Source organism: Arthrobacter sp. TMN-49, assembly GCF_054511095.1.
Genome location: NZ_JBTNDH010000005.1, coordinates 108,239 through 128,048, shown reverse-complemented (window position 1 = coordinate 128,048; position 19,810 = coordinate 108,239). Strand labels below are relative to the sequence as shown.

At 62.0% G+C, this 19,810-nt stretch carries 18 protein-coding genes; 8 read left to right on the top strand and 10 right to left on the bottom strand.

Annotated features, from left to right (window positions below):
- Positions 1 to 117: 117 nt before the first annotated feature.
- The 5 genes from trxA to ACX80E_RS04105 all read right to left on the bottom strand — a co-directional run bounded on the left by trxA (position 118) and on the right by ACX80E_RS04105 (position 5,461).
- The gene (trxA, locus tag ACX80E_RS04125) at positions 118 to 444 is read right to left on the bottom strand and encodes a thioredoxin (RefSeq protein WP_459300635.1); all 327 of its coding nucleotides are present in this window, start codon (positions 442 to 444) and stop codon (positions 118 to 120) included.
- 16 nt (positions 445 to 460) lie between these two features.
- Positions 461 to 1,417, bottom strand: coding sequence for a thioredoxin-disulfide reductase (gene trxB, locus ACX80E_RS04120; RefSeq protein ID WP_459300634.1), 957 nt, complete (start codon positions 1,415 to 1,417; stop codon positions 461 to 463).
- Between the two features lie 125 nt (positions 1,418 to 1,542).
- The gene (locus ACX80E_RS04115; protein ID WP_459300633.1) at positions 1,543 to 2,913 is read right to left on the bottom strand and encodes a hypothetical protein; all 1,371 of its coding nucleotides are present in this window, start codon (positions 2,911 to 2,913) and stop codon (positions 1,543 to 1,545) included.
- A 132-nt stretch (positions 2,914 to 3,045) separates the two neighbouring features.
- Positions 3,046 to 4,767: a murein biosynthesis integral membrane protein MurJ gene (murJ, locus tag ACX80E_RS04110; RefSeq protein WP_459300632.1), complete on the bottom strand. Its 1,722-nt coding sequence runs from the start codon at positions 4,765 to 4,767 to the stop codon at positions 3,046 to 3,048.
- Between the two features lie 154 nt (positions 4,768 to 4,921).
- A complete protein-coding gene (locus ACX80E_RS04105; protein ID WP_459300631.1) occupies positions 4,922 to 5,461 on the bottom strand; it encodes an NUDIX hydrolase in 540 nt (179 codons plus the stop codon).
- 130 nt (positions 5,462 to 5,591) lie between these two features.
- Here ACX80E_RS04105 and ACX80E_RS04100 point away from each other — a divergent pair, with 130 nt between their 5' ends.
- From ACX80E_RS04100 to ACX80E_RS04085, 4 genes are read left to right on the top strand one after another with little or no spacing between them, the layout of a single operon-like run.
- Positions 5,592 to 7,049 (top strand): CCA tRNA nucleotidyltransferase, encoded by a 1,458-nt coding sequence (locus ACX80E_RS04100; protein WP_459300630.1) that lies wholly within the window; start codon positions 5,592 to 5,594, stop codon positions 7,047 to 7,049.
- A gap of 44 nt (positions 7,050 to 7,093) precedes the next feature.
- The gene (locus ACX80E_RS04095; protein ID WP_459300642.1) at positions 7,094 to 7,714 is read left to right on the top strand and encodes a histidine phosphatase family protein; all 621 of its coding nucleotides are present in this window, start codon (positions 7,094 to 7,096) and stop codon (positions 7,712 to 7,714) included.
- Positions 7,715 to 7,767: 53 nt separating this feature from the next.
- Complete coding sequence (locus tag ACX80E_RS04090) at positions 7,768 to 9,264, top strand: hypothetical protein (protein ID WP_459300629.1); 1,497 nt, start codon at positions 7,768 to 7,770, stop codon at positions 9,262 to 9,264.
- A complete protein-coding gene (locus ACX80E_RS04085) occupies positions 9,261 to 10,712 on the top strand; it encodes a phytoene desaturase family protein (protein WP_459300628.1) in 1,452 nt (483 codons plus the stop codon). The genes ACX80E_RS04090 and ACX80E_RS04085 overlap by 4 nt, the downstream gene beginning before the upstream one ends.
- A gap of 121 nt (positions 10,713 to 10,833) precedes the next feature.
- On the opposite strand, the gene ACX80E_RS04080 is transcribed toward ACX80E_RS04085, so the two are convergent.
- The 3 genes from ACX80E_RS04080 to ACX80E_RS04070 form a co-directional block, all read right to left on the bottom strand.
- Complete coding sequence (locus ACX80E_RS04080; protein WP_459300627.1) at positions 10,834 to 11,247, bottom strand: META domain-containing protein; 414 nt, start codon at positions 11,245 to 11,247, stop codon at positions 10,834 to 10,836.
- A 61-nt stretch (positions 11,248 to 11,308) separates the two neighbouring features.
- On the bottom strand, positions 11,309 to 12,013 hold the full coding sequence (locus ACX80E_RS04075; protein WP_459300626.1) for an ABC transporter ATP-binding protein: 705 nt from the start codon (positions 12,011 to 12,013) through the stop codon (positions 11,309 to 11,311).
- A gap of 119 nt (positions 12,014 to 12,132) precedes the next feature.
- Positions 12,133 to 13,263 (bottom strand): ABC transporter permease, encoded by a 1,131-nt coding sequence (locus ACX80E_RS04070; RefSeq protein ID WP_459300625.1) that lies wholly within the window; start codon positions 13,261 to 13,263, stop codon positions 12,133 to 12,135.
- Between the two features lie 193 nt (positions 13,264 to 13,456).
- Here ACX80E_RS04070 and ACX80E_RS04065 point away from each other — a divergent pair, with 193 nt between their 5' ends.
- From ACX80E_RS04065 to ACX80E_RS04050, 4 genes are all read left to right on the top strand, one after another.
- Complete coding sequence (locus tag ACX80E_RS04065) at positions 13,457 to 14,740, top strand: sensor histidine kinase (protein ID WP_459300624.1); 1,284 nt, start codon at positions 13,457 to 13,459, stop codon at positions 14,738 to 14,740.
- Positions 14,737 to 15,390 carry a response regulator gene (locus tag ACX80E_RS04060; protein ID WP_459300623.1) on the top strand — a complete coding sequence of 218 codons (654 nt, stop codon included), beginning with the start codon at positions 14,737 to 14,739 and terminating at the stop codon, positions 15,388 to 15,390. Before ACX80E_RS04065 ends, ACX80E_RS04060 begins: the two co-directional genes overlap by 4 nt.
- A gap of 226 nt (positions 15,391 to 15,616) precedes the next feature.
- Positions 15,617 to 16,825: a C40 family peptidase gene (locus ACX80E_RS04055; protein ID WP_459300622.1), complete on the top strand. Its 1,209-nt coding sequence runs from the start codon at positions 15,617 to 15,619 to the stop codon at positions 16,823 to 16,825.
- A gap of 296 nt (positions 16,826 to 17,121) precedes the next feature.
- The gene (locus ACX80E_RS04050; protein WP_459300621.1) at positions 17,122 to 17,640 is read left to right on the top strand and encodes an LPXTG cell wall anchor domain-containing protein; all 519 of its coding nucleotides are present in this window, start codon (positions 17,122 to 17,124) and stop codon (positions 17,638 to 17,640) included.
- 109 nt (positions 17,641 to 17,749) lie between these two features.
- On the opposite strand, the gene ACX80E_RS04045 is transcribed toward ACX80E_RS04050, so the two are convergent.
- Together ACX80E_RS04045 and ACX80E_RS04040 are read right to left on the bottom strand one after the other, a co-directional pair.
- Positions 17,750 to 18,406 (bottom strand): response regulator transcription factor, encoded by a 657-nt coding sequence (locus tag ACX80E_RS04045; protein ID WP_459300620.1) that lies wholly within the window; start codon positions 18,404 to 18,406, stop codon positions 17,750 to 17,752.
- Between the two features lie 41 nt (positions 18,407 to 18,447).
- Entirely contained in the window at positions 18,448 to 19,758 is a 1,311-nt protein-coding gene (locus tag ACX80E_RS04040; RefSeq protein WP_459300619.1) for a sensor histidine kinase, read from the bottom strand.
- Positions 19,759 to 19,810: the final 52 nt, after the last annotated feature.

Below are 19,810 nucleotides of genomic sequence, written 5' to 3'. Positions count from 1 at the left end.
AACCCCCCCCCCCGACTTCCCCACCGCCCCCACCCTAGCGCCCCACCCCCCCCCTCCCAAGGTCGCCTCCCCCCCCCCCCCCCCCCCCCCCCCACCCCACTGGAAAACTCTGAAGGACTACTTTAGGAAATCAGCAAATTCCTTTTCAAAGTACTGCTTGGGCCGGGCGCCCACCACTGTGCTTTTGACCTCGCCACCCTCGAACAGGTATACGGCCGGGATGGAGGTGATTCCGTACTTGGCAGAAATGCCGGGGTTGGCATCGACGTCGACCTTGATGACGTCCACCTTGTCCGCGTACTCTACAGAGATCTCATCGAGGATGGGACCAAGTTTGCGGCAGGGGCCACACCACTCGGCCCAGAAATCCACAATGACAGGCTTTTCGGAGTTCAATACGTCGACGGTAAATGTTGCATCCGTTGCACTCTTGGCATTACTCATGGTGAACTACTTTCTCTTAAGAATTCGCATCGGCCAAGAAGTGTTCCACATCCAGTGCGGCAACACATCCTGAGCCCGCAGCCGTGATGGCTTGGCGGTAGGTTGGGTCCACGACGTCGCCGGCGGCAAAGACGCCCGGCAGGTTGGTCTTGGACGAGCGACCCTCAACGGCGATGGTGCCGGCTCCGGTCAGCTCCAGAACTCCCTTGACCAGGTCGACACGGGGATCGTTGCCAATGGCAACGAATACGCCCGTGACAGTCAGTTCGCTCTTCTCGCCCGTGACCAGATTGTTCAGGCGAATTCCGGTGACCTTCGCGTCACCATCAACGCCCACGACCTCCGAGTTCCAGATGAACTTGATCTTCGGGTGGTTCAGGGCGCGATCGGCCATGATCTTGGAGGCGCGGAGGGTGTCGCGGCGGTGCACAACAGTCACAGAATCGGCGAATTTGGTCAGGAAGATCGCTTCCTCCATGGCGGAATCGCCACCACCAATAACGGCTATGTCATGACCCTTGAAGAAGAAACCGTCGCAGGTGGCGCAGGAGCTCACGCCATGACCGACAAGACGCTTTTCGCCGTCAACACCGAGCTCGCGGTAAGCGGATCCGGTGGAAATGATAACGGCGCGTGCCTTGAATTCCTGGCCATCGGCGAGGGTCACAGTCTTGATGGCGCCTTCCAGCTCCACGGAAGTCACGTCGTCGTACATCACCTCGGTGCCAAACTTTTCGGCCTGTTGGCCCAAGTTCTCCATCAGGTCCGGGCCCATGATGCCCTCGGGGAAGCCGGGGAAGTTCTCTACCTCTGTCGTGTTCATCAGCTCGCCGCCTGCCGTCACGGAACCGGCGATCATGAGCGGCTTGAGATCCGCGCGGGCTGTGTAGATTGCCGCTGTGTATCCTGCGGGACCGGAACCGACGATGATGACATCACGGACATCGCTTGCGGGGGTTGCTTGCGTGCTCACGGGTGAGTGTTCCTCTTCCTACTTTGATGGACCGCGGCGTGGCGGTTCAATGGGGGCCTTCGCTATTCACAACCGGTATGGGGACGCCGTTATTCCGCTCACGCTGACGTGGGCAAGGCGGTGGATTACTTAATACTGATCTCGGTGATCTTCAAGCCAAAGGGGTATGTCACGAACGGCTGGAGTTTTGGCAACTGCGTGAAGCTGATGATGACGTACTTGGCCTTGACTCCCGGGGCTGCCGTCAACGTGAAGTCAGGGGAGCTAAAGGAGCCGCTGCCAATCTTCGTGGCCCCCTGAAGATCGGGCTTGCTGTTGGTCAGGATGTTGAACTGTCCGCCGGATCCGGCCAACTGATTGATGGTGACGGAGCTGATGGTGGATTCCTGGGCCAATTCGACAACCAAATCCACACCCTCGGTCATGTTTGCGAAGTCGGCATTGGAGAACTCGACAGTGGGCCAGTAGGTGCCCTTGTTGCCGTCGATAGCGTCCTTGAGGCGGGGGAAGTACGTCTCACCGTAGTTCTGCACGCCAGGGGCGTAGGTGGTGATGTCGGTCAGGCCGTTGATAGCAGGGGCGACAGTCGGCGGTTTCGGCGCCGCCGAGGGGGATGCTGCCGCACTGGGGGGCGGTGTTGCCGAGGTACTCGTACTCACCCCTGCCTCGTTGCTGGAACCGTTGAACAACGTCCCGATGTGCTGGAGCGCAAAAATTAGCGCACCAATGAGCAAAACACTCACAATGGCACCGGTTAGCCAGCGGCCACTGACCCGGGGAGCGTTTCCGTCGTCCTCCTCGAGCAAGTCATCCGGGGCGTAGTCATCGCTCGCGTCGCGGAGTTCAGCGGGGAATGTGCCCGCACGGCGTTCCTGGGCCACAGTTTCCTCGTGGTCCTCGTTGATGAACCCGTAGTCGTCCTCATCCCACAATGTCACCTTGGACGGTGTTTGTGGGGCAGGCGTGGAAGGCTCGACGGCGGGAATCGCCGCGGCTGCCACGGCGGCCGTGGGCGGGGTGGGGGCAGGTTTCTGCCGTGCGGGAGGCAACGGGTGCGCCGGTGTCATGGGCGAATTGTCCTCATACACATAGGCGCTGCTCACAGGAGCGGCGTCGCGTGCCTTGCCAAAGATCTCAGTGCCGAGGGTATCGGTGAAGAACGGCTCCTGATAGACCTGTTCCACAGCTTCCGTGGGGACCACAAGGTCCAGCAGTTCTGCCGGCGAGGTCCTGGCCGCGATGAGGTAGGTGGCATGGTCCTGAACACCCAGATCAAGGATGGCGACGCCGGAAATACGCGTCCCAATGGCCACCTCACGGGCACTTTTCGTCAGGCTGGCTGAGTTCCCCACAGCCGAAACAAGGATGCTGACAGGCCTATTAAGGACCTGATCCAGGCCATCCAAAATGACGTCGTCCTCGGCAGAAGCCAAGATGCGGCCAGTAACCTTGTAACGGCCGCCAAGGATCGAGCCCACGTCGATGGGTTGTGGCACCAAATCCTCCTCTAACAAACATGGTGGCTTCAGCGAACAATACGCAAAGCCATATTCTGACTGATTCTATCGGAAAACACTGAAAGTTCAGTGGTTGCTTCCTTGAATGGCTGCAGATACTGCTAAATCCAGCTACCGCGACGTCAGACGATTGCGGACCCTGCTGATCAATGGGTTGAGCAGCGCATCAACTTCCTGCACGCGCATGCGTTTAAGAACCAATATGTAGGCCACGGCCATGATTGTGCCCACAACGGCCAAAGTTACTGCGGACGCAGCAATAGAACTCCACATAAACCCGCCGGTTGAGGTGCTGCCAAAGAGCATGAGTGCCAGTTCTCCGGCTATTCCCGCCACGAGGGCTGCGGCCAGGAAGCGCATATGCGCGCGCATGATGAGCCCGCCGCCGTAGTCGCCCAGCTTGGCGCGCAGGAACAGGTGGCTGACCACGGGACCCAGCACATTGCTGAGGGTGTAACTGGCGGCCAGGCCGTAGATGATGAACTCATGCGGCAGGAGACTTGCCAGCAATGCCCCGCCCAAACCAATGCAGACCATGATGCATTGGATGATGAAAGGCGTCTTGGCGTTCTCCTGCGCGTAAAACACCCGGTTGAGGATGAAGTTAATGCTGTAGAACGGTGCGCCGATGGCCAGGATTGAGAGTGTGATGGCTATTTGACGACCCACGACCTCTTGACTGCCGCCAAAGAGCATGCCGAACGGCCCGGACAGTACCACCAGGGCAATGGCGGCAAACACTGTGGCCATGCCGGTGGTGCGCAGCGCTCCTGCGAGTGAGGTGCGCAATCCGGACGCATCCTTGCTTGCTGCTGCATGGGCCATGGCAGTGAACATCACTGTCGCAATGGACAGGGCAATGATGGAGTGCGGCATGATGTAGAGCTCGGTGGCGCGGTTCAGTATAAGAATCCCGGGAATGCCGGCGTCGGGATCGGCGCTTGCGTCGCCGCCGGTGGGGATAGTCGCGACGCGGAGGATGATGATGAAGCTCAGGTTGCCAATGATCATGGTGCCCATGGTCCACACGGCAACCTTGGCCGCAGCACCCAGACCGGAGTCCTTCCAGCCGAACTTGGGACGCAAATTCAGCCCCAGGCGGTGGACGGGAAGAAGCAACACGGCCGACTGCACCACGATGCCCAGCGTTGCCGTTCCTGCCAGCATCCAGGTCTGAGCCGTGGTCCAGTTGTCCACAGTATGCGGGCTGGTGGCCACACCGCCTGCGACGACGATGAACACGAGCAGACCCGCAATCGCCACCACATTGTTGATGACAGGGGCCCAAGCGTAGGCCTTGAAGGAGTTGTGGGCGTTCAGGACCTGGCCCAGCAGGGAAAACAGTCCGTAGAAGAAGATCTGCGGCAACAGGAACAGGCCAAAGGTGATGGCCAGTTCCAGTTGCTTGCCGGTAAAGGAAGTGGACAACCCCATGATGGGAGCCGCCAGGAGCATGACAATAGCCGTCAGCACCAACAGGCCGATGACGCCCAGCGTCAGAAGTCGGGAGATGAAATCTGCGCCCTTGTCCGGCTGTTTGCTCGCTTTGGCGATCTGCGGGATCAGAACCGCATTGAACACCCCGCCGGCAAGCATCAGGAAGATCAGGTTGGGCAGGATGTTGGCGCCCTCAAAGATGTTGCCAACAGTGGTGCCGGCAATCGCAATGCCCAACACGATTCCCTTGATGAAGCCTAGGATGCGTGAGGCCAAGGTGCCGATGGCCAGGGACGCGCTGGATCGGGCAGCGTTCGACGGCGCAGAGTTCTTGGTTTGCTGGCTCACCACGGGCTGCGACTGGGTTGGCGGGGCCTGCATTGCAAACTGCGGCATGGCCTCCATATTGCTTGGGGCTATTGTTTGCACAAGAGCCACACGTGGCGCGACAGTGGGTTTAGGCGGGATGTGAGCCCGTTGTTCGTTAGACATTGATCCCATCATCTCACTGCTGGCTCATAGAGTGCTGAAAGCCCAGGGCCACGAGTGACTAGAAGTATTCGGGCAGTAATTCTCGTGCCAGATCTGAAATGCGCCGCTCGTTGGGGAAGGAGAGCTTCCTGGCCAGCTCATCCAAGGGAACCCAGGCCACGTCTACGGCCTCGTGGTCGGGGTCGTTTTCAATGGTGAGGAAACCGCCCGTGGCGCGCAACAAGAAGTGGTGGACTGTTTTGTGGACCCGGTGTCCGCTGACGGTGAACCAGTAGTCAATGCTGCCAAGTGTGGCTAAAACGTCCCCGGCAATGCCTGTTTCTTCCTCGATCTCACGCACGGCTGCCTGCGCATGCGTCTCTTGACCTTCCGGATGGCCCTTGGGCAGGCACCACTCAAGGCGGCCGCCACGGTTGATGCGGGCAATAATCGCAACCCGGGGGACGCCGTCGTGCATTTCAACAACCACGCCACCGGCGGAAACTTCCTCCACCGTGGGCAGCTGGCTCGGAACACTGGGCGCAGCTGGCACAACCAATGGACCCATTGCCGAGGGCAACGGGTTCCTCTTGGGCGCGCGCGGCACTGGGTGAACCATGGAGTCCACTCTAGCTATCTTTGGGCACAGATGATGACAGGGCAGATGCGTGGTTTTCACGGGTGCCCAAACGGTTGGCAGCGGGAGGGGCAAGCGCACGGCGTGAAAAGTCTGGCATTCTTAAGGGACTATGAATTTGGTGGCCGATACTTCAAAATTTGATCCGGTGGTTCTTGAGCTGGGACGTCTCTTCACTGACGCTGGCTACGAGCTTTCTCTTGTGGGCGGACCTGTTCGCGACCTCTTTTTAGGGCGAATATCCCCTGATCTGGATTTCACCACGAACGCCACACCCGAGGAAATACTCCTGGTGGCCAAGAAATGGGCGGATTCGCACTGGGAGATGGGCCGCGATTTTGGCACCATCGGCTTCCGCAAGCGCAACAGCAACAAAGAAGTTCTGCTCATTGAGGTCACCACGTACCGCGCCGAGGCGTACGATCCGCAGTCGCGCAAACCAGTTGTGGCCTTTGGCAGCTCCTTGATCGAGGACCTGCAACGCCGTGACTTCAGCGTCAATGCCATGGCCCTGCGCCTGCCGACCATGGAACTTGTGGACCCCTTCGGAGGTGCCGAGGACTTGGCTGCCGGGCTGTTGCGGACCCCCGGAAAGGCGGAGGATTCGTTCTCCAATGACCCGCTTCGGATGATGCGTGCGGCGCGTTTTGCCTCACAGCTGGGTTTTGCGCTGCACCCGGACGTCCTGGCCGCCATGACGGGCATGGCCGAGCGGATCAGCATTATTTCCGCTGAACGGGTTCGCGACGAATTGGTCAAATTGATTTGTGGGGCGCATCCGCGCGTCGGCGTCGACATTTTGGTCGGCACGGGGCTCGCCGATCTTGTGCTGCCGGAAGTGCCCGCGCTCAAGTTGGAAACCGATGAGCACCACAGGCACAAGGACGTTTACCAGCACTCCTTGCAGGTGTTGGAAAAGGCGGCTTCGCTGGAGAGCGGGCCTGACGGGCCCGTTCCCGGCCCGGACTTTGTGTTGCGTTTTGCTGCCCTGATGCACGACGTCGGAAAACCCAAGACCCGCCGATTTGAGCCCGGCGGCGGCGTGAGTTTCCGCCACCACGATCTTGCCGGTGCGAAGCTGACAGCCAAGCGCATGAAGGAACTGCGTTTTGACAACGACTCCATCAAGGCTGTGTCTCGCCTTGTGGAACTGCACATGCGCTTCTACGGCTACGGTGAGGCCGGCTGGAGCGACTCAGCCGTGCGCCGCTACGTGACCGACGCCGGACCCCTGCTGGAGCGTCTGCACCGGCTGACCCGCTCCGACGTCACCACCCGCAACCAGCGCAAGGCCGATCGGCTGGCCTTTGCCTATGACGATCTTGAGGAACGAATAGCTGTGCTGGCCGAGCAGGAGGAGCTTGATTCGATTCGTCCCGACCTTGACGGCGGTGCCATCATGGCACTGCTGGACATCAAGCCGGGGCGCGTGGTGGGCCGCGCCTACAACTTCCTGCTTGAAGAGCGCATGGAACACGGACCCTTGGGCCCGGAAAAGGCCGAACACGTATTGCGCCAGTGGTGGCTGGAGCAGCCCGAATCACAGCCCGCGCCGGCCGTTGAAGAATAACTAACGACACCCGATTGGATCTGATCACCATGAGTACCACCAACATGCAGGCACCGAACGTTCCGGCACCGCTGGCCCCCATTCCAGGCGGTCCCAAGCTGTGGCTGCTGCGCCATGGCGAAACCGAGTGGTCCCGCAGCGGGCAGTACACGGGCCTGACGGATTTGCCGTTGACCAGCGAGGGTGAAGCGCAGGCCCGCTCCGCGCAAGCGGCGCTGACCGGCGTCGACTTTGACCTGGTGCTCACCTCGCCGCTGCAACGTGCCCACCGCACGGCTACCCTTGCGGGATTCCCCGACGCCGTGGTGGAGCCCAACGCCGTCGAGTGGGACTACGGCGACTACGAAGGCATCAACAGCGGTGTGGTGCGGGCGCAGAACCCCGGCTACCTGATTTGGGATGACGGTGTGCCCAACGGGGAGTCGCTCTCCCACGTGGCTGAGCGTGCCGATGCGATTGTTGCGCGGGCGCTCGAGGTTAAGCGGCCCGACGGCGCCCAGGCGAACGTGTTGCTGGTGGCTCACGGCCACTTTCTGCGCATTATGACGGCCCGCTGGCTGGGACTGCCGGCCGGGCAAGGGCGCCACTTTGTGCTGGGCACCGCCAAAGTGTGCACGCTGGGCTGGGACAAGAACACACCAGCAGTTGAACAGTGGGGCTTCTAGCTCCGCAATGACGCAATCTGGTTGAGGGTCCAACACCGAGTAGGCTCGTCATCATGGCGGATTCACAAGCTCCGGGGACACATCCCCGGCATCACATAGTGGTGCCCTCACGCAGCGACCCGTTGTTGCGGACCATGACGGAGCCTGTTGGCGGACCGTTGGGTCAACGAACGGCGCCGGGGCGCATCAACCCCGGCTTCTTCACGATCGAACGGGTTTTGGTCTTGATGACAACCCTGTCCGCGATCATTGCCGTGATGACCAAGTCTCATTGCCGAACCGCCGGATGGACCACACCCGACCAGTACTCCACCGTGTGCTTCTCCACTTTTCCGAACTCGTTTGTCGACGGCAAACTGGGGACCATGGTCCCGTTCTTTTCGCCCGGATCACCCTTTGACCACCCGGTGCTTGCCGGCTGGATTGCCGGGATCACGGCATGGTTGACGCGTGGTGCCGGTGACGGGGCGCTGCGGCAGCTGGCGTTTTTTGACCTGAACGCCGCATTGATGGCCGTTGCGTGGATGGTCACAGTGATTTTTGTGGCCCGCGCAGCCCGGCGCAGGGTCTGGGATGGCGCCATTGTGGCTGCCAGCCCGGTCCTGATCCTCACCGCCTATGCCAGTTGGGACTTCTGGGCAGCCGCGTTGGTAGCCCTGGGCATCTACCTCTTCGCAAGACGGCAGACCCTGTGGGCCGGAGCGGTGTTCGGCGTTGCCGCCTTGGCAGCGCCCTACGTCATATTCGTTGTGCTGGCTTTGCTGCTGCTGGGCATCCGCACGGGCCACACCACCAAAATGCTGGAGATGGTCGCCGCTGCGGCCATTGCCTGGTTGCTGGTGCTGGCCCCCATGATGGCGGCCAATCCGCCGGCCATCCCGGACTATTGGAAGAGTCTGCTGGCCGCCGAACCCTCAGAGTCATCCATTTATGGTGGCATCAACCTGTTGGCTCAACGCATGGGCTGGCCGGCGCTGGACGTTGGTGTCACCAACGCACTGGCCTCAGTATTCTTGGTGGTCCTGGTGCTTGGACTGATTGCTCTGGCCCTCTACACGCCCCACAAACCCCGCGTGGCGCAATTGATGTTTGTGGCTGCCGCGGGGTTCATGGTGGTCAACAAGGGCACCGAACCGTGGCACGCAGTCTGGTTGGTGCCGCTCTTGGCGTTGGCGTTGCCGCGCTGGCGCCCCGTACTGGTGTGGCAGGCCGCCATCATCACGCACTTCATTGCCCTGATGCTGTTCCGGAGCAAAGTCCTGGGCAACCTCAGCGACCAGCACGCCATTGACGCACCTTATTTCCTGTTGGCTGCCCTGACGGCTGCCGCGGCCACCTGTGCCCTCATCGGCCTGTGCGTCCGGGACATGCTCTCGCCCGGTTTCGACGTGGTGCGCCGTGGTTCGGTGGATGACCCGCAAGGCGGCGTCCTAGTAGACCCACCAGCAGCCCCCGCGACAGCCCACATTGCTGCTGCGCAGCGGACTGACGTACTTGTTGCCTCCGGGCAGGGTACGCCGCCGAAGGCCGCGGAGGGGTCCGTGCAATGACGGATGTTGCCGTGGTGGGGGCCGGCCCCAATGGGCTCGCTGCCGCCGTAACGCTTGCCCGGGCCGGGCTGTCCGTGCGGCTCTTTGAGGCCGCCGAGTCCATAGGTGGCGGCACAAGAACGGCTGAGTTGACGTTGCCAGGATTTCGGCATGACGTTTGCGCAGCTGTTCATCCCATGGCACTGGCCTCGCCGTTCTTCAAGGCGTTTGAGCTGAGCCGGCGGATTGAGCTGCTGGTGCCTGAGATCTCCTATGGGCACCCGCTGGACGGTGGCCGGGCGGGCATTGCCTACCGCGATCTGGAGCGGACGGTGGAGGGGCTTGGTGCCGACGGGCGTGCCTGGCGAACCTTGATGGCTCCGCTGCTGCGGAGGTTGGACGGCATCATTGACTTCACGCAGGGAAGCCTGCTGCGCGTACCCAAGGACCCTCTCGCTGCGATCCAGTACGGGGTGCGTACGCTACTTCAAGGCACTCCGGCGTGGAACCTTGGCTTCAAGGGCGACGCGGCTCCGGCCATGCTGACAGGCGTCTCTGCCCACGCCATTGGCCGCCTGCCAGCGCTCTCCACGGCGGGTGCCGGGATGTTACTCGGCGTGCTCGCCCATGCGGGAGGGTGGCCCGTGCCGCGGGGCGGTTCGCAGGCAATTGCGCAGGCCCTGGCGGATGACCTGCTGGCTCACGGCGGTCAGATTGAGGTTTCGCACCGTGTCGACAGCTTGGCCGACATCAAATCGTCAACAGGTGCCAAAGCCGTCATCTTCAACACCACGCCGCGGGCTTTGGCCGCCATGGCCGCCAAAGAATTACCGCAACGGTATATACGCCAACTCGAATCATTTAAATACGGAGCCGGTGTGTGCAAAGTTGATTTTGCGCTCTCCGGACCCGTGCCGTGGACGGCCCCTGAACTTCGCAACGCTCCCACAGTGCATTTGGGCGGTTCCCGGCGAGACATTGCCTTCGCTGAAGGGCAAGTCCTCTCGGGCCGCCACCCGGAGAACCCCTACGTTCTTGCCGTGCAGGCAGGTGTCATTGATGACAGCCGGGCACCCGCCGGACAGCAAACGTTGTGGGCCTACACTCATGTACCGGCCGGCTCCACCCGCGACTGTACCGAAGACATAATCCGTGCCGTGGAAAAGCACGCCCCCGGTTTCCGGGACTTGATCCTTGCCACCAGCACGCAAACGGCGCAGGATGTGGGCAACTACAACGCCAACTACATTGGTGGCGATATCAGCGCGGGCGCGGTAACCATGATGCAGCTGTTGAAACGGCCCGTCATCTCACCCGATCCGTGGCGGACCCCGGTTCCCGGGCTGTACCTCGGCTCGGCGTCCACACCGCCGGGGCCGGCCGTTCACGGCATGGCTGGCTGGTTGGCAGCCAAGTCCGCGTTGCGGAACACCTTTGGCCTGCCAGCCCCCGAGCTGGGGTTGCGGTAGCTAGCTTCACAGCCATCTGACCCGCAGAAAACGCCGAAAAATCGCGTCAAAGACGCGATTCTCGGCGTTTTCTGCGGGTCAGATGCTCACATCCAGACCGCTCACGGGGAGGGCGTGGGGATTAGCCGCGTCGCTTCAACGTGCCCAGGGTGGCGCCGCCGGCATCGGTGACTGTCAGCACGTCACCGGAAATGGTGCCGCCGGCAGCCTTGGACAGCCAGGTGTCCATGCCCTCGCACGCCATCTTGGTGCCACCGAGCTCCGGGAACGTGAGTTCGCCGTCGAGCATCAGCCACTGGCCCGAAAGACGGTTGCACCCGTCGCTGCCCGTCAGGAAGCCGGCCTTGTTTGCGTCCTGTTCCTGGCCCAGTGCCAGCTCCAGGTAGGGCTTTTTGTCTGTCTTGTAACCTTCGCCCCACGTGCCCACGGGGCCCGCTGCGGCACCGCAGGAAGAGATGGTCAAAGCAAGGAGAAGGCTGCCGGCGAGGGCTGCAAGGCGTTTCATGATGAGGATGGCTCCGATCGCGCTGGTCAAACAGAAGAGTTTCCTTCATGCTATTGCATTGCTGGATATTCTTGGCTTTTGCCCCGTGGCACTAGCGAGCGGCGGCCGTGTCCACGGCCGGGACAGGAACGCTCAGGACACCGTCACGCATGGTGGCAACGGCGTCGGTGAGGGGAACGAATGCCCTGTCATGGGTGACCATCAGGGTTGCCACCTTAAACTCGTCGCTGACTTCTCGCAGCAGCCTCACAATCGACTCACCACGTTCATGGTCGAGTGCTGCTGTGGGCTCATCCACCAGCAGCACCGTTGGCTGCGCCATGAGCGCACGGGCAATGTTCACGCGCTGCCGCTGCCCCCCGGAGAGCTGATGCGGGCGCTTCTTGGCGCACCCGGCAAGACCCACCAACTCCAGGAGTTCAGCAGCGCGAACAGCGGCTTTGCGCCGGGACTTTCCGCGCAGGTGATCGGTGATGATGAGCTGCTCGGCTGCCGTGAGCGATGCCAGGAGGTTGGGCTGCTGGAAGATGATGCCAATTTTGTCCCGACGCAGCGCGGCCAGCTCCTTCTCGCCCAAGGCGGTGGCATCGACGCCGTCAATCATGACCAGGCCCGACGTTGGCTTGATCAAGGTTGCGGCCACGGCCAACAAACTTGACTTCCCCGAGCCCGACGGGCCCACCAGGGACATGAACTGGCCGGGACGGACGGAGACGTTCACGGCAGCCAACGCCGTCATGGTGCCCTCGCCATCGGGGTATTGCAGTGTCACATTGATCAGATTCAGTGCAGTCATGGGAGATTCCTTAGGTGTTGGCGAGCTTGCGAGTTGGAGATAGGCGTGGCTGGGCCCACAATTCCGAGGGGCCCCATTTAGAGACGCGCCAGCGGCTCCAAATGGGGAGGAATTGGGGACTAGTTCCCGCCGAGCGCGATCATGGCGTCGACGCGGGTGACCCTGCGGACCGCCAGCGCCGCACCCGCCAGGCCCAGCGCGACAATGCCAAGAACGGGGAGCAGTGTCGTCGCGGGGGTCAGCAGGAACGGTGCGGCCTGTGCGGCAAGCAAGCCCCCCACCACGCCCATGAGCCCGCCGACGCCCGCACCGGCTAGGAGCACCAGGGCGGCCTGGGTCAGGGCATCGCGCAGCAGGTAGCCACCGGATGCCCCCATGGCCTTGAGCACGGCAATGTCACGGGTGCGCTGAACCGTCCAGACCATCAGGAAAGCAACAATGACCAAGGCCGAAATCCCGTAAAGAAACGCCTGCATCATCAGCAGCGAGCCATTTTCGCTCTTGTAACCGCCCAGGCCGGCGAAAGATCCGTTGCGGGTGGTGCTGCTGGTGCCGGCTGCGGCGTTGGCGGCGTCTGTGTCCACGGTGGCGCCCGGTTCAGTCGTCACGGCGAGCACGGTTGCCAGCTGGTCCGGGTCGCTGAGGTGTGCCACCTTCTTCCAGGTGGGCAGCGTGGTCCAGACAACGGAGCTGTGTGAGTACCACTGATCGGGCACGATCCCCGAGACCTTAAGGGAAGCGCCGGCAATGGTGACGGCGTCACCCGTTGAGAGGGAGAGTTCCTTGGCCACGCTTTCGCCAATGACCACTGTTGAGGCGCTGATGTCCGACGGCGCGATCCCAGCTCCGGCGTCGTGCGTTCCCGCTGCCGGAACGCCGACGCCGAACACGGCGACGTTGGCGATGCCCTGACTGGCACCTGCGCCCTGGAAACGACTTTGGCTGATACCCAGCGGCACCACGGAGCGCACCCCGGGTTCAGCCGCCCAGACGTGGAGCTGGCTCTCCGTCACCTGGCTTTCGGTGAAGGACACCGTGGCATCGTTCTTGGCCGGGGCGCCGAAGACTAGGTGATTGACGGGGCTGCCGGATTTTTCACCGAGTTGGGCGACGGCGGAGGTGGACTGGTTGCCCAGCCCGGCCGTGAGGCCCGAGAGCAAAACAAGCAGCAGGCTGATCAACGCCACCACGGCGCCCATGAGGGCGAACCGTCCTTTGGCAAAGCGGATGTCACGGATGGCGAGGAACATGTGCGGCTTCTTTCATTGGCCCGGAGGAAGCTGGAGGCTCCTTCGACAAAGGATTTGCGGCTACTTCCACTGTCCTGTGAAACTGCGGCACTTCCATCGTGAGCTTGGTTGATCTCGCCGCTGCCATGGGGATGACATCAAACTCAACCATTTGGTTGATCTGCCAGCGGTTCCTAGCGCCTAAGCTTGGGGCATGTCTGCCGTGGAAGCCCGTCCTGTGACGAGCGGGACCATCTTGCGATTCCTGCGCGTCACCTTGCATGTGGGTTTTGCTGTGCTGCTCGGTGTTGCCGTGATTCGCCTGCTCACCACACCGGCGGAGCAGCATTTACAGTTCTTGTTCCTGACGTTGGCGCTGCTGCTGGCGGTGACGTACCTGCTGGGCACAGTGGCCGAAAAGAGATTCTCCGGCGGTGCCATCGAACGCAACCCGAGACGTTTTGCCGTCCTTTGGTTGGCGGTGATCACCTCCTTGTGGGCTGTTCTCATGATTGGTTCGGTGGAGTTCTCCTGGCTGGCCTTCCCCTTGTTCTTCCTCCATCTGCATCTTTTGCCGCGCTGGGCAGCCATCCCTGCTGTTGCTCTCATGACGGCCGGAGTCATCGTGGCACAGTGGATTTCCGCGGGCTCAAGCGTGCCGCCTTTGCCGGTCATCCTTGGCCCCGTTTTTGGTGCGGCGTTTGCCGTGGTCACCTCCAAGGGGTACAGCTTGCTGTTCCGGGAGGGCGAAAACCAGCGCAGGGCTGCCGAGGAATTGCGCAACACCCGTGCCGAACTGGCCGCCACCCAGCATGAGGCCGGCGTCTTGGCTGAGCGGGCCAGGTTGGCGCGGGAAATCCACGACACCCTGGCGCAAGGCTTTTCTTCTATCATCTTGGTTTCCCGGGCCGCACTTCGCAGTTTGGCGTCAGGTGATCAGGAGTCCACCAGGGAAAGCTTGTCCATGGTGGAGGCCACGGCGGCCGAGAACCTGGCAGAGGCCAGGAGCTTTGTGCGTGGACTGTCATCGCCGGCGTTGGCCGAGACGTCCTTGGTGGAGAGCCTGTCCCGGCTGTGTACAAAAACCCAGAGCGAGTCAGCCGCCCGTGGTGGCGCGCTGAGGTGCAGTTTCCGGCTCGACGGCGAACCCATCGAGCTGCCGCAGCCTTTTCGGGTGACTCTCCTGCGCGCCGCCCAGGCGAGCCTTGCGAATGTCTGGCTGCACGCCCACGCCACGTCCGCCGTCGTCAGCCTGGCGTTTCTGGGCAGCGAAGTGACCCTTGACGTGTTCGACGACGGTCGCGGCTTTGAGCCCGGGAAGCTTGCGGACACTGTGGCGGACCGGGCGGACGGGAGCGGCTTTGGCTTGCGGTCCCTGCGCGAGCGAGTGGAGGCGCAACGCGGAACCCTGACGATCGAATCGGCACCGGGCGAGGGAACTGTGGTGGCCCTCCGTCTGCCACTGGAGATCAGTGGCACCCAGGGGGCGGGCGCATGAGCGAGATCCGTATTTTGTTGGTCGATGACCACCCGGTGGTGCGGGCTGGGCTGCGGGCCATGTTGACCGAATTCGAGGGGTTCACAGTGGTTGCGGAGGCGCCCGAGGGAGGCTCGGCCGTCAAGGAAGTGGAACGCCGGCACACCCTGGGGGAGCCTGTGGATGTTGTGCTCATGGACCTGCAGATGGGGGCTGGCATGGACGGGGTGAGCGCCACGCGAGCCATTAAGGCGTTGCCGGATGCGCCCCCCGTGCTGATTCTGACCACCTATGACACCGACTCAGACATTTTGGCTGCCGTGGAGGCTGGCGCCAGCGGATACATGCTCAAGGATGCCCCGCCGGAGCAAATTCGCGCGGCCGTGCAGTCCGCGGCGGCCGGGCAAACGGCACTGGCCCCCGAAGTGGCCGCCCGGCTCATGGGGAGGATCCGCAACCCGGCCCCCGTCTTGTCCGCCCGGGAAGTGGAGCTGGTGGAGTTGCTGGCCACGGGCATGAGCAACAGGGCAATCGCCAGGGCCCTGTTCATTTCCGAGGCAACAGTGAAAACCCACTTGGTGCATATTTACGACAAATTGGGCGTGGACAACAGGACAGCCGCCATCGCTGTGGCGGTGGTGCGGCGGATCATTCGCAGCGCCGGGTCGTAGATAGTTTAGCTCGGGACACATTCTCGTCTTAAAGGCACCAACTTTGCTTAATAGAGGCGTCAAGAGCCACAATGATTTGCTGTGTGATCTCCATAACATTTGCATGAAATGGTAAAAATCTCGGGTTCCCTATTAAATCAAGTCTTTTTTGTAAAAACGCTGTTTGCTTGTGAGGAAGCGGCGTAGGCTCGTCAATACCGCGTGCAAGGAAGCAGGAGGACTCCGAGTGACGTTTTCACCAGGCAAATCACGGCACTATCAGTTGAACATGTCGGTTGTCTGCACACTGTTGGCCTCGGCGGGATTTGTGGGGGCTGGTTATGTTGGTACGTCCACAGCCGACGCTGCCGCCGCGCTGAGCGCCCAGGAGCTCGTACAGACGGGCGAAACCATCGAGGCGGACACGCCCGTGGGGTTCGACGCCTTCGAGACTCAAGGTCTTGGCGTGAAAATCTCCTTCGCAAATACTTTGATCTTGGCCAAGAAGCCTGCCGCCAAGAAGATCATTGACCTGACCGACCCCACGGCAAACACGCCGCACTTGGGCCGTTCCGTCAATGCCATGCGTGGCGACATCCCGGAAATCTCCGCAGAACTGATTTCAAGGGTTCGCAGGGATATTCTTGTTGCCGCCTACCAGGGCCTGGGGCACAGCTACGTCTGGGGCGGCACCAGTTTTGAAAATGGCTGGGACTGCTCCGGATTTGTTCAGTGGGCGTACGGACAAGCGGGAGTTGGCCTGCCGCGCACGGAGCAGTGGTTGCCCATGGTGGAAACGACCAATCCCCAGCCGGGCGATCTTGTGGTTCAAAACCCGGACGGCCCCAACCACTGGTCGCACATCGGGATTTACCTTGGCAATGGCAGGATGATCAGCGCACTGAACCCCTCGGTTGGCACCATTTTGCACACACCGGAGTCCACGAGCAGCTCCTCGAGCTACTTCACCATGGCGGCATTTGCCGCCGCTGATGAGAAGGCAAAGACTGAGGCAGCCAAGAACAAGAACACTTCCAGCGCGGGCGCTAGCAAGAGTCCCACCGCCAAGCCAAGCGCCAAGCCCACGCCGAGCAAGCCGGGCACCACCGCGCCGGCTACCACTAAGCCGGGCACCACGCCACCGGCTACCACCAACCCGACCACCACGCCACCATCTACCACTAAGCCGACCACCACGCCGCCAGCTACCACTAAGCCGACCACCACGCCGCCGGCAACCACCAACCCGACCACCACGCCGCCGGCAACCAGCAAGCCGGCAACCACGCCGCCGGCAACGGTAGAGCCCGCGCCAGCGATCACGGTACCGCCGGCAAAGACAGTTCCGCCGACCACCGAATCGAAAACGGTGCTGCCGTCTCCGACAGTTTCACAACAGATGAGCACCCCGGCGATCGAACCCCAGGCAACAGAGAGCCCGTTCCCCACTCAGTAGCTTTCCTCGCCACAGGTCTTCGGCGCGGCGCCTGCCACCAGCTTTTGGGCTGAGGCGGGCGCCGCACCCTTTTAAGCAAGAGAATGCCCGCAACTCAAGCAAATCACCCTCCCGTGGGCCGACCCGAGGAGCGTCGCGCGCTGCCCTTATTGCGTCATCCCCGTGTCATAAATCCGATGGTATCGATAACAAATCTCATTAAACTTCACCTACGTCACACTAAGGAGTGATTGTTAATGAGTGTTTTGCTAAGTGTTTAGTCACGAATCATCGTCAAGGCCTGAAGGAGAGTTCCCATGACATTGCTCCATGAGACAAGCTCGGCGAGATCGCCGCTTAAACCACCCGGTCGGCGGGCAATGAGCCGGCGCGCCACGGCCGTTGCCGGCTCTTCGATCACTGATACCGCCAAAAATCTGGCTGCGGGTGAGTCCTATGAACTGTGGATTCACTCCGAGCCGGTCAAACTGGCCACAGTGAAGACTAGCGCCAACGGCACAGTATCGGTAACGGCAACCATTCCGGGCGCACTTGCCGCCGGAGCCCACGAGCTGACACTTCAGCTGGCGGGCACAGTGGTGGCCCGCACCGCACTTGTGGTTACGGCTGCCGCGGTGGACCCCACGCCCACGATCCCTGCGACGGCGACGCCCACGGCGAGTACACCGGCGAACAGCACTGGCGGCAACAACGCCGGTGACGCTGACGACTTGGCCAACACCGGCGCGAAGGCCCTGCTTCCGGCAGCCCTGGCCTTGCTGTTGGTGCTGGGAGGCGCCGGCGCTCTGGTCGTCACCCGGCGCCGTCGTGCCTAAGGTCCAGCACGAAGGTGACAGCAGCTAAGTAAAGATGCAGTAATGAAGGGCCCGTTCGCATGGCGCGGACGGGCCCATCACTTTTGCTCGAGTCGAGTTCCCGCGCCAGCTAGTGGCTGCGTTGTAAGAAGCTGAGCACTGCCAGTACGCGGCGGTGGTCGTCGGCGCTTTGGTGCAGGCCCAGTTTGGCGAAAATGGCGCTGATGTGTTTCTCCACGGCGCCGGCGCTGACAACCAGCGACCTGGCGATCCCGGCATTTGTGAGCCCCTGAGTCATCAGCGCCAACACCTGCGACTCGCGGGGGCTGAGGGTGTTGATCGGATCGGCGACGCCGCGATTGGCCAACAGGGCGCCAATGACCTCCGGGTCGATCACTGTCGCCCCGGCTGACACGCGCTCAATGGAGTCGGCAAAGTCTGTAAATCGTGCCACCCGGTCCTTGAGTAGGTAGCCGAGGCCTGCGCCGCCCGGGGCCCCAGCCAACAGCTCGCTGGCGTAGCTCAACTCCACATACTGTGACAAGACAAGGACGGCGACGGAGGGGAACCGTTGGCGGACCTCAATGGCCGTCTTGAGCCCCTCATCCCGGTGCGAGGGCGGCATCCGCACGTCGGTGATCAAGAGATCCGGGACGTGCTCGGCAACGGCCAGTAGTGCAGCCTCGCCATCGCCGACGGCGGCACACACCTGCGCCCCCGTCTCCTCGAGTAGACGGATCAGGCCCTCGCGGAGCAGTACGGAATCTTCAGCCAGAACAACACGCATAACCTCAGGGTAGCCGGTGGTCGCTCCGAGACCGCCCAGGTTCAAGCGCGCAGCGGGATGCAGGCGCGCAGTGTTGTGGGGCCGCCGTCGGGGCTGACAATTTCCAAGGAACCATCCACGCCAGCCAATCTGTCCACCAAGCCGGCCAAGCCATGCCCCTTGCCCACATGGGCGCCACCGTTTCCGTCGTCAAGAACCTCAATATGCAATTCGGCGGCTTCGGCATTGACAGTGATGGCAGCCTGGCTGGCCCCCGAGTGTTTGGACACATTGGCCAACGCCTCGGAGACCACAAAGTATGCGGCATTTTCAGCGCTTTCGGCCAGTCGGGCGCCCTGCTCAAGATTGCTCGTCACCGCCACGGGAACAGCCGATTTCCCGGCCAGCGACTCCATGGCCGCACGCAGGCCCCTGTCTGCAAGCAATGGCGGGGCGATACCGCGGGACAGCGACCGTAGTTCCGCCAGTGCCTCCCGACTTTGCGCCAAGGCGCCGTCCATCAGTTCCCGGGCAGCAGCCGGATCGGAGCTCATGCGCCGTTGGGCTGCTTCAACATCCATTTGCAAACGAATAAGGCGCTGCTGGGGGCCGTCATGAAGATCCCGCTCAATTTTTCGCAAGGTATTGGCTTCCTCGGAAACCACCCGGGCGCGGCTGGCGGCAAGTTCCTCGCCGCGGGCACGCAACGCAGCATTTTCATTGGTGAGCAATCCGCGGGTCATGGCCGCGTCGGTGTGTGCCAGCACATGCGTCACGAACGGGAGCAGGAGGAGAAAAACTACACCGTAGCCCAGCCCCAGCCAACCCTCGGCTGCCGCGGGGCTCAGTCCCCACAATTGGTCCAGGCCAAGGAGTTCCGCCAGCGAAGTGTTATCTGCCGGCAGGAACCTGCCCCAGAACCATTGCGTCAGCCCGCCAAAAGTGGTGGCGAGCCATGTTACGGCGATGCTGAAGGAGATGGTCCGGAAGGCAAACGAGACAACTGTGCCGTGCAGGAGGTCCCGCCAGGGCTGGGGATCTCGCAAACTCCGGAACATGCCGCCAATGGAATATTTGGGGTGCTCTTGGTAGTGCACTGGCGGGACGACGCCAGCCCAACGCACCAACAGCCCCCGGTTGACGTTGGCGAACCAGCGGGCAATGCCAAAACACAGCACCAGGATGGGCAGCCCAATCCAGAGAATGAGTGTGGAGACACCCAATGAAAAGAATGTCACTAAGGCGATGAAGGAGGTCAGGGCCACGAAGAAGCCGGGCAGGATGTAGGCCAGGTCGGATCCGATCTGGCGCCAGGTGGTGGGGCGCAGGATCAACCATGATTTGCGGGGCGTGGTAGTTGCTGAGTTGTTCATAGTCCCAATCCTTGCCGCTGCGCCATCGTGAAACCATCATGCCACCCGGTCA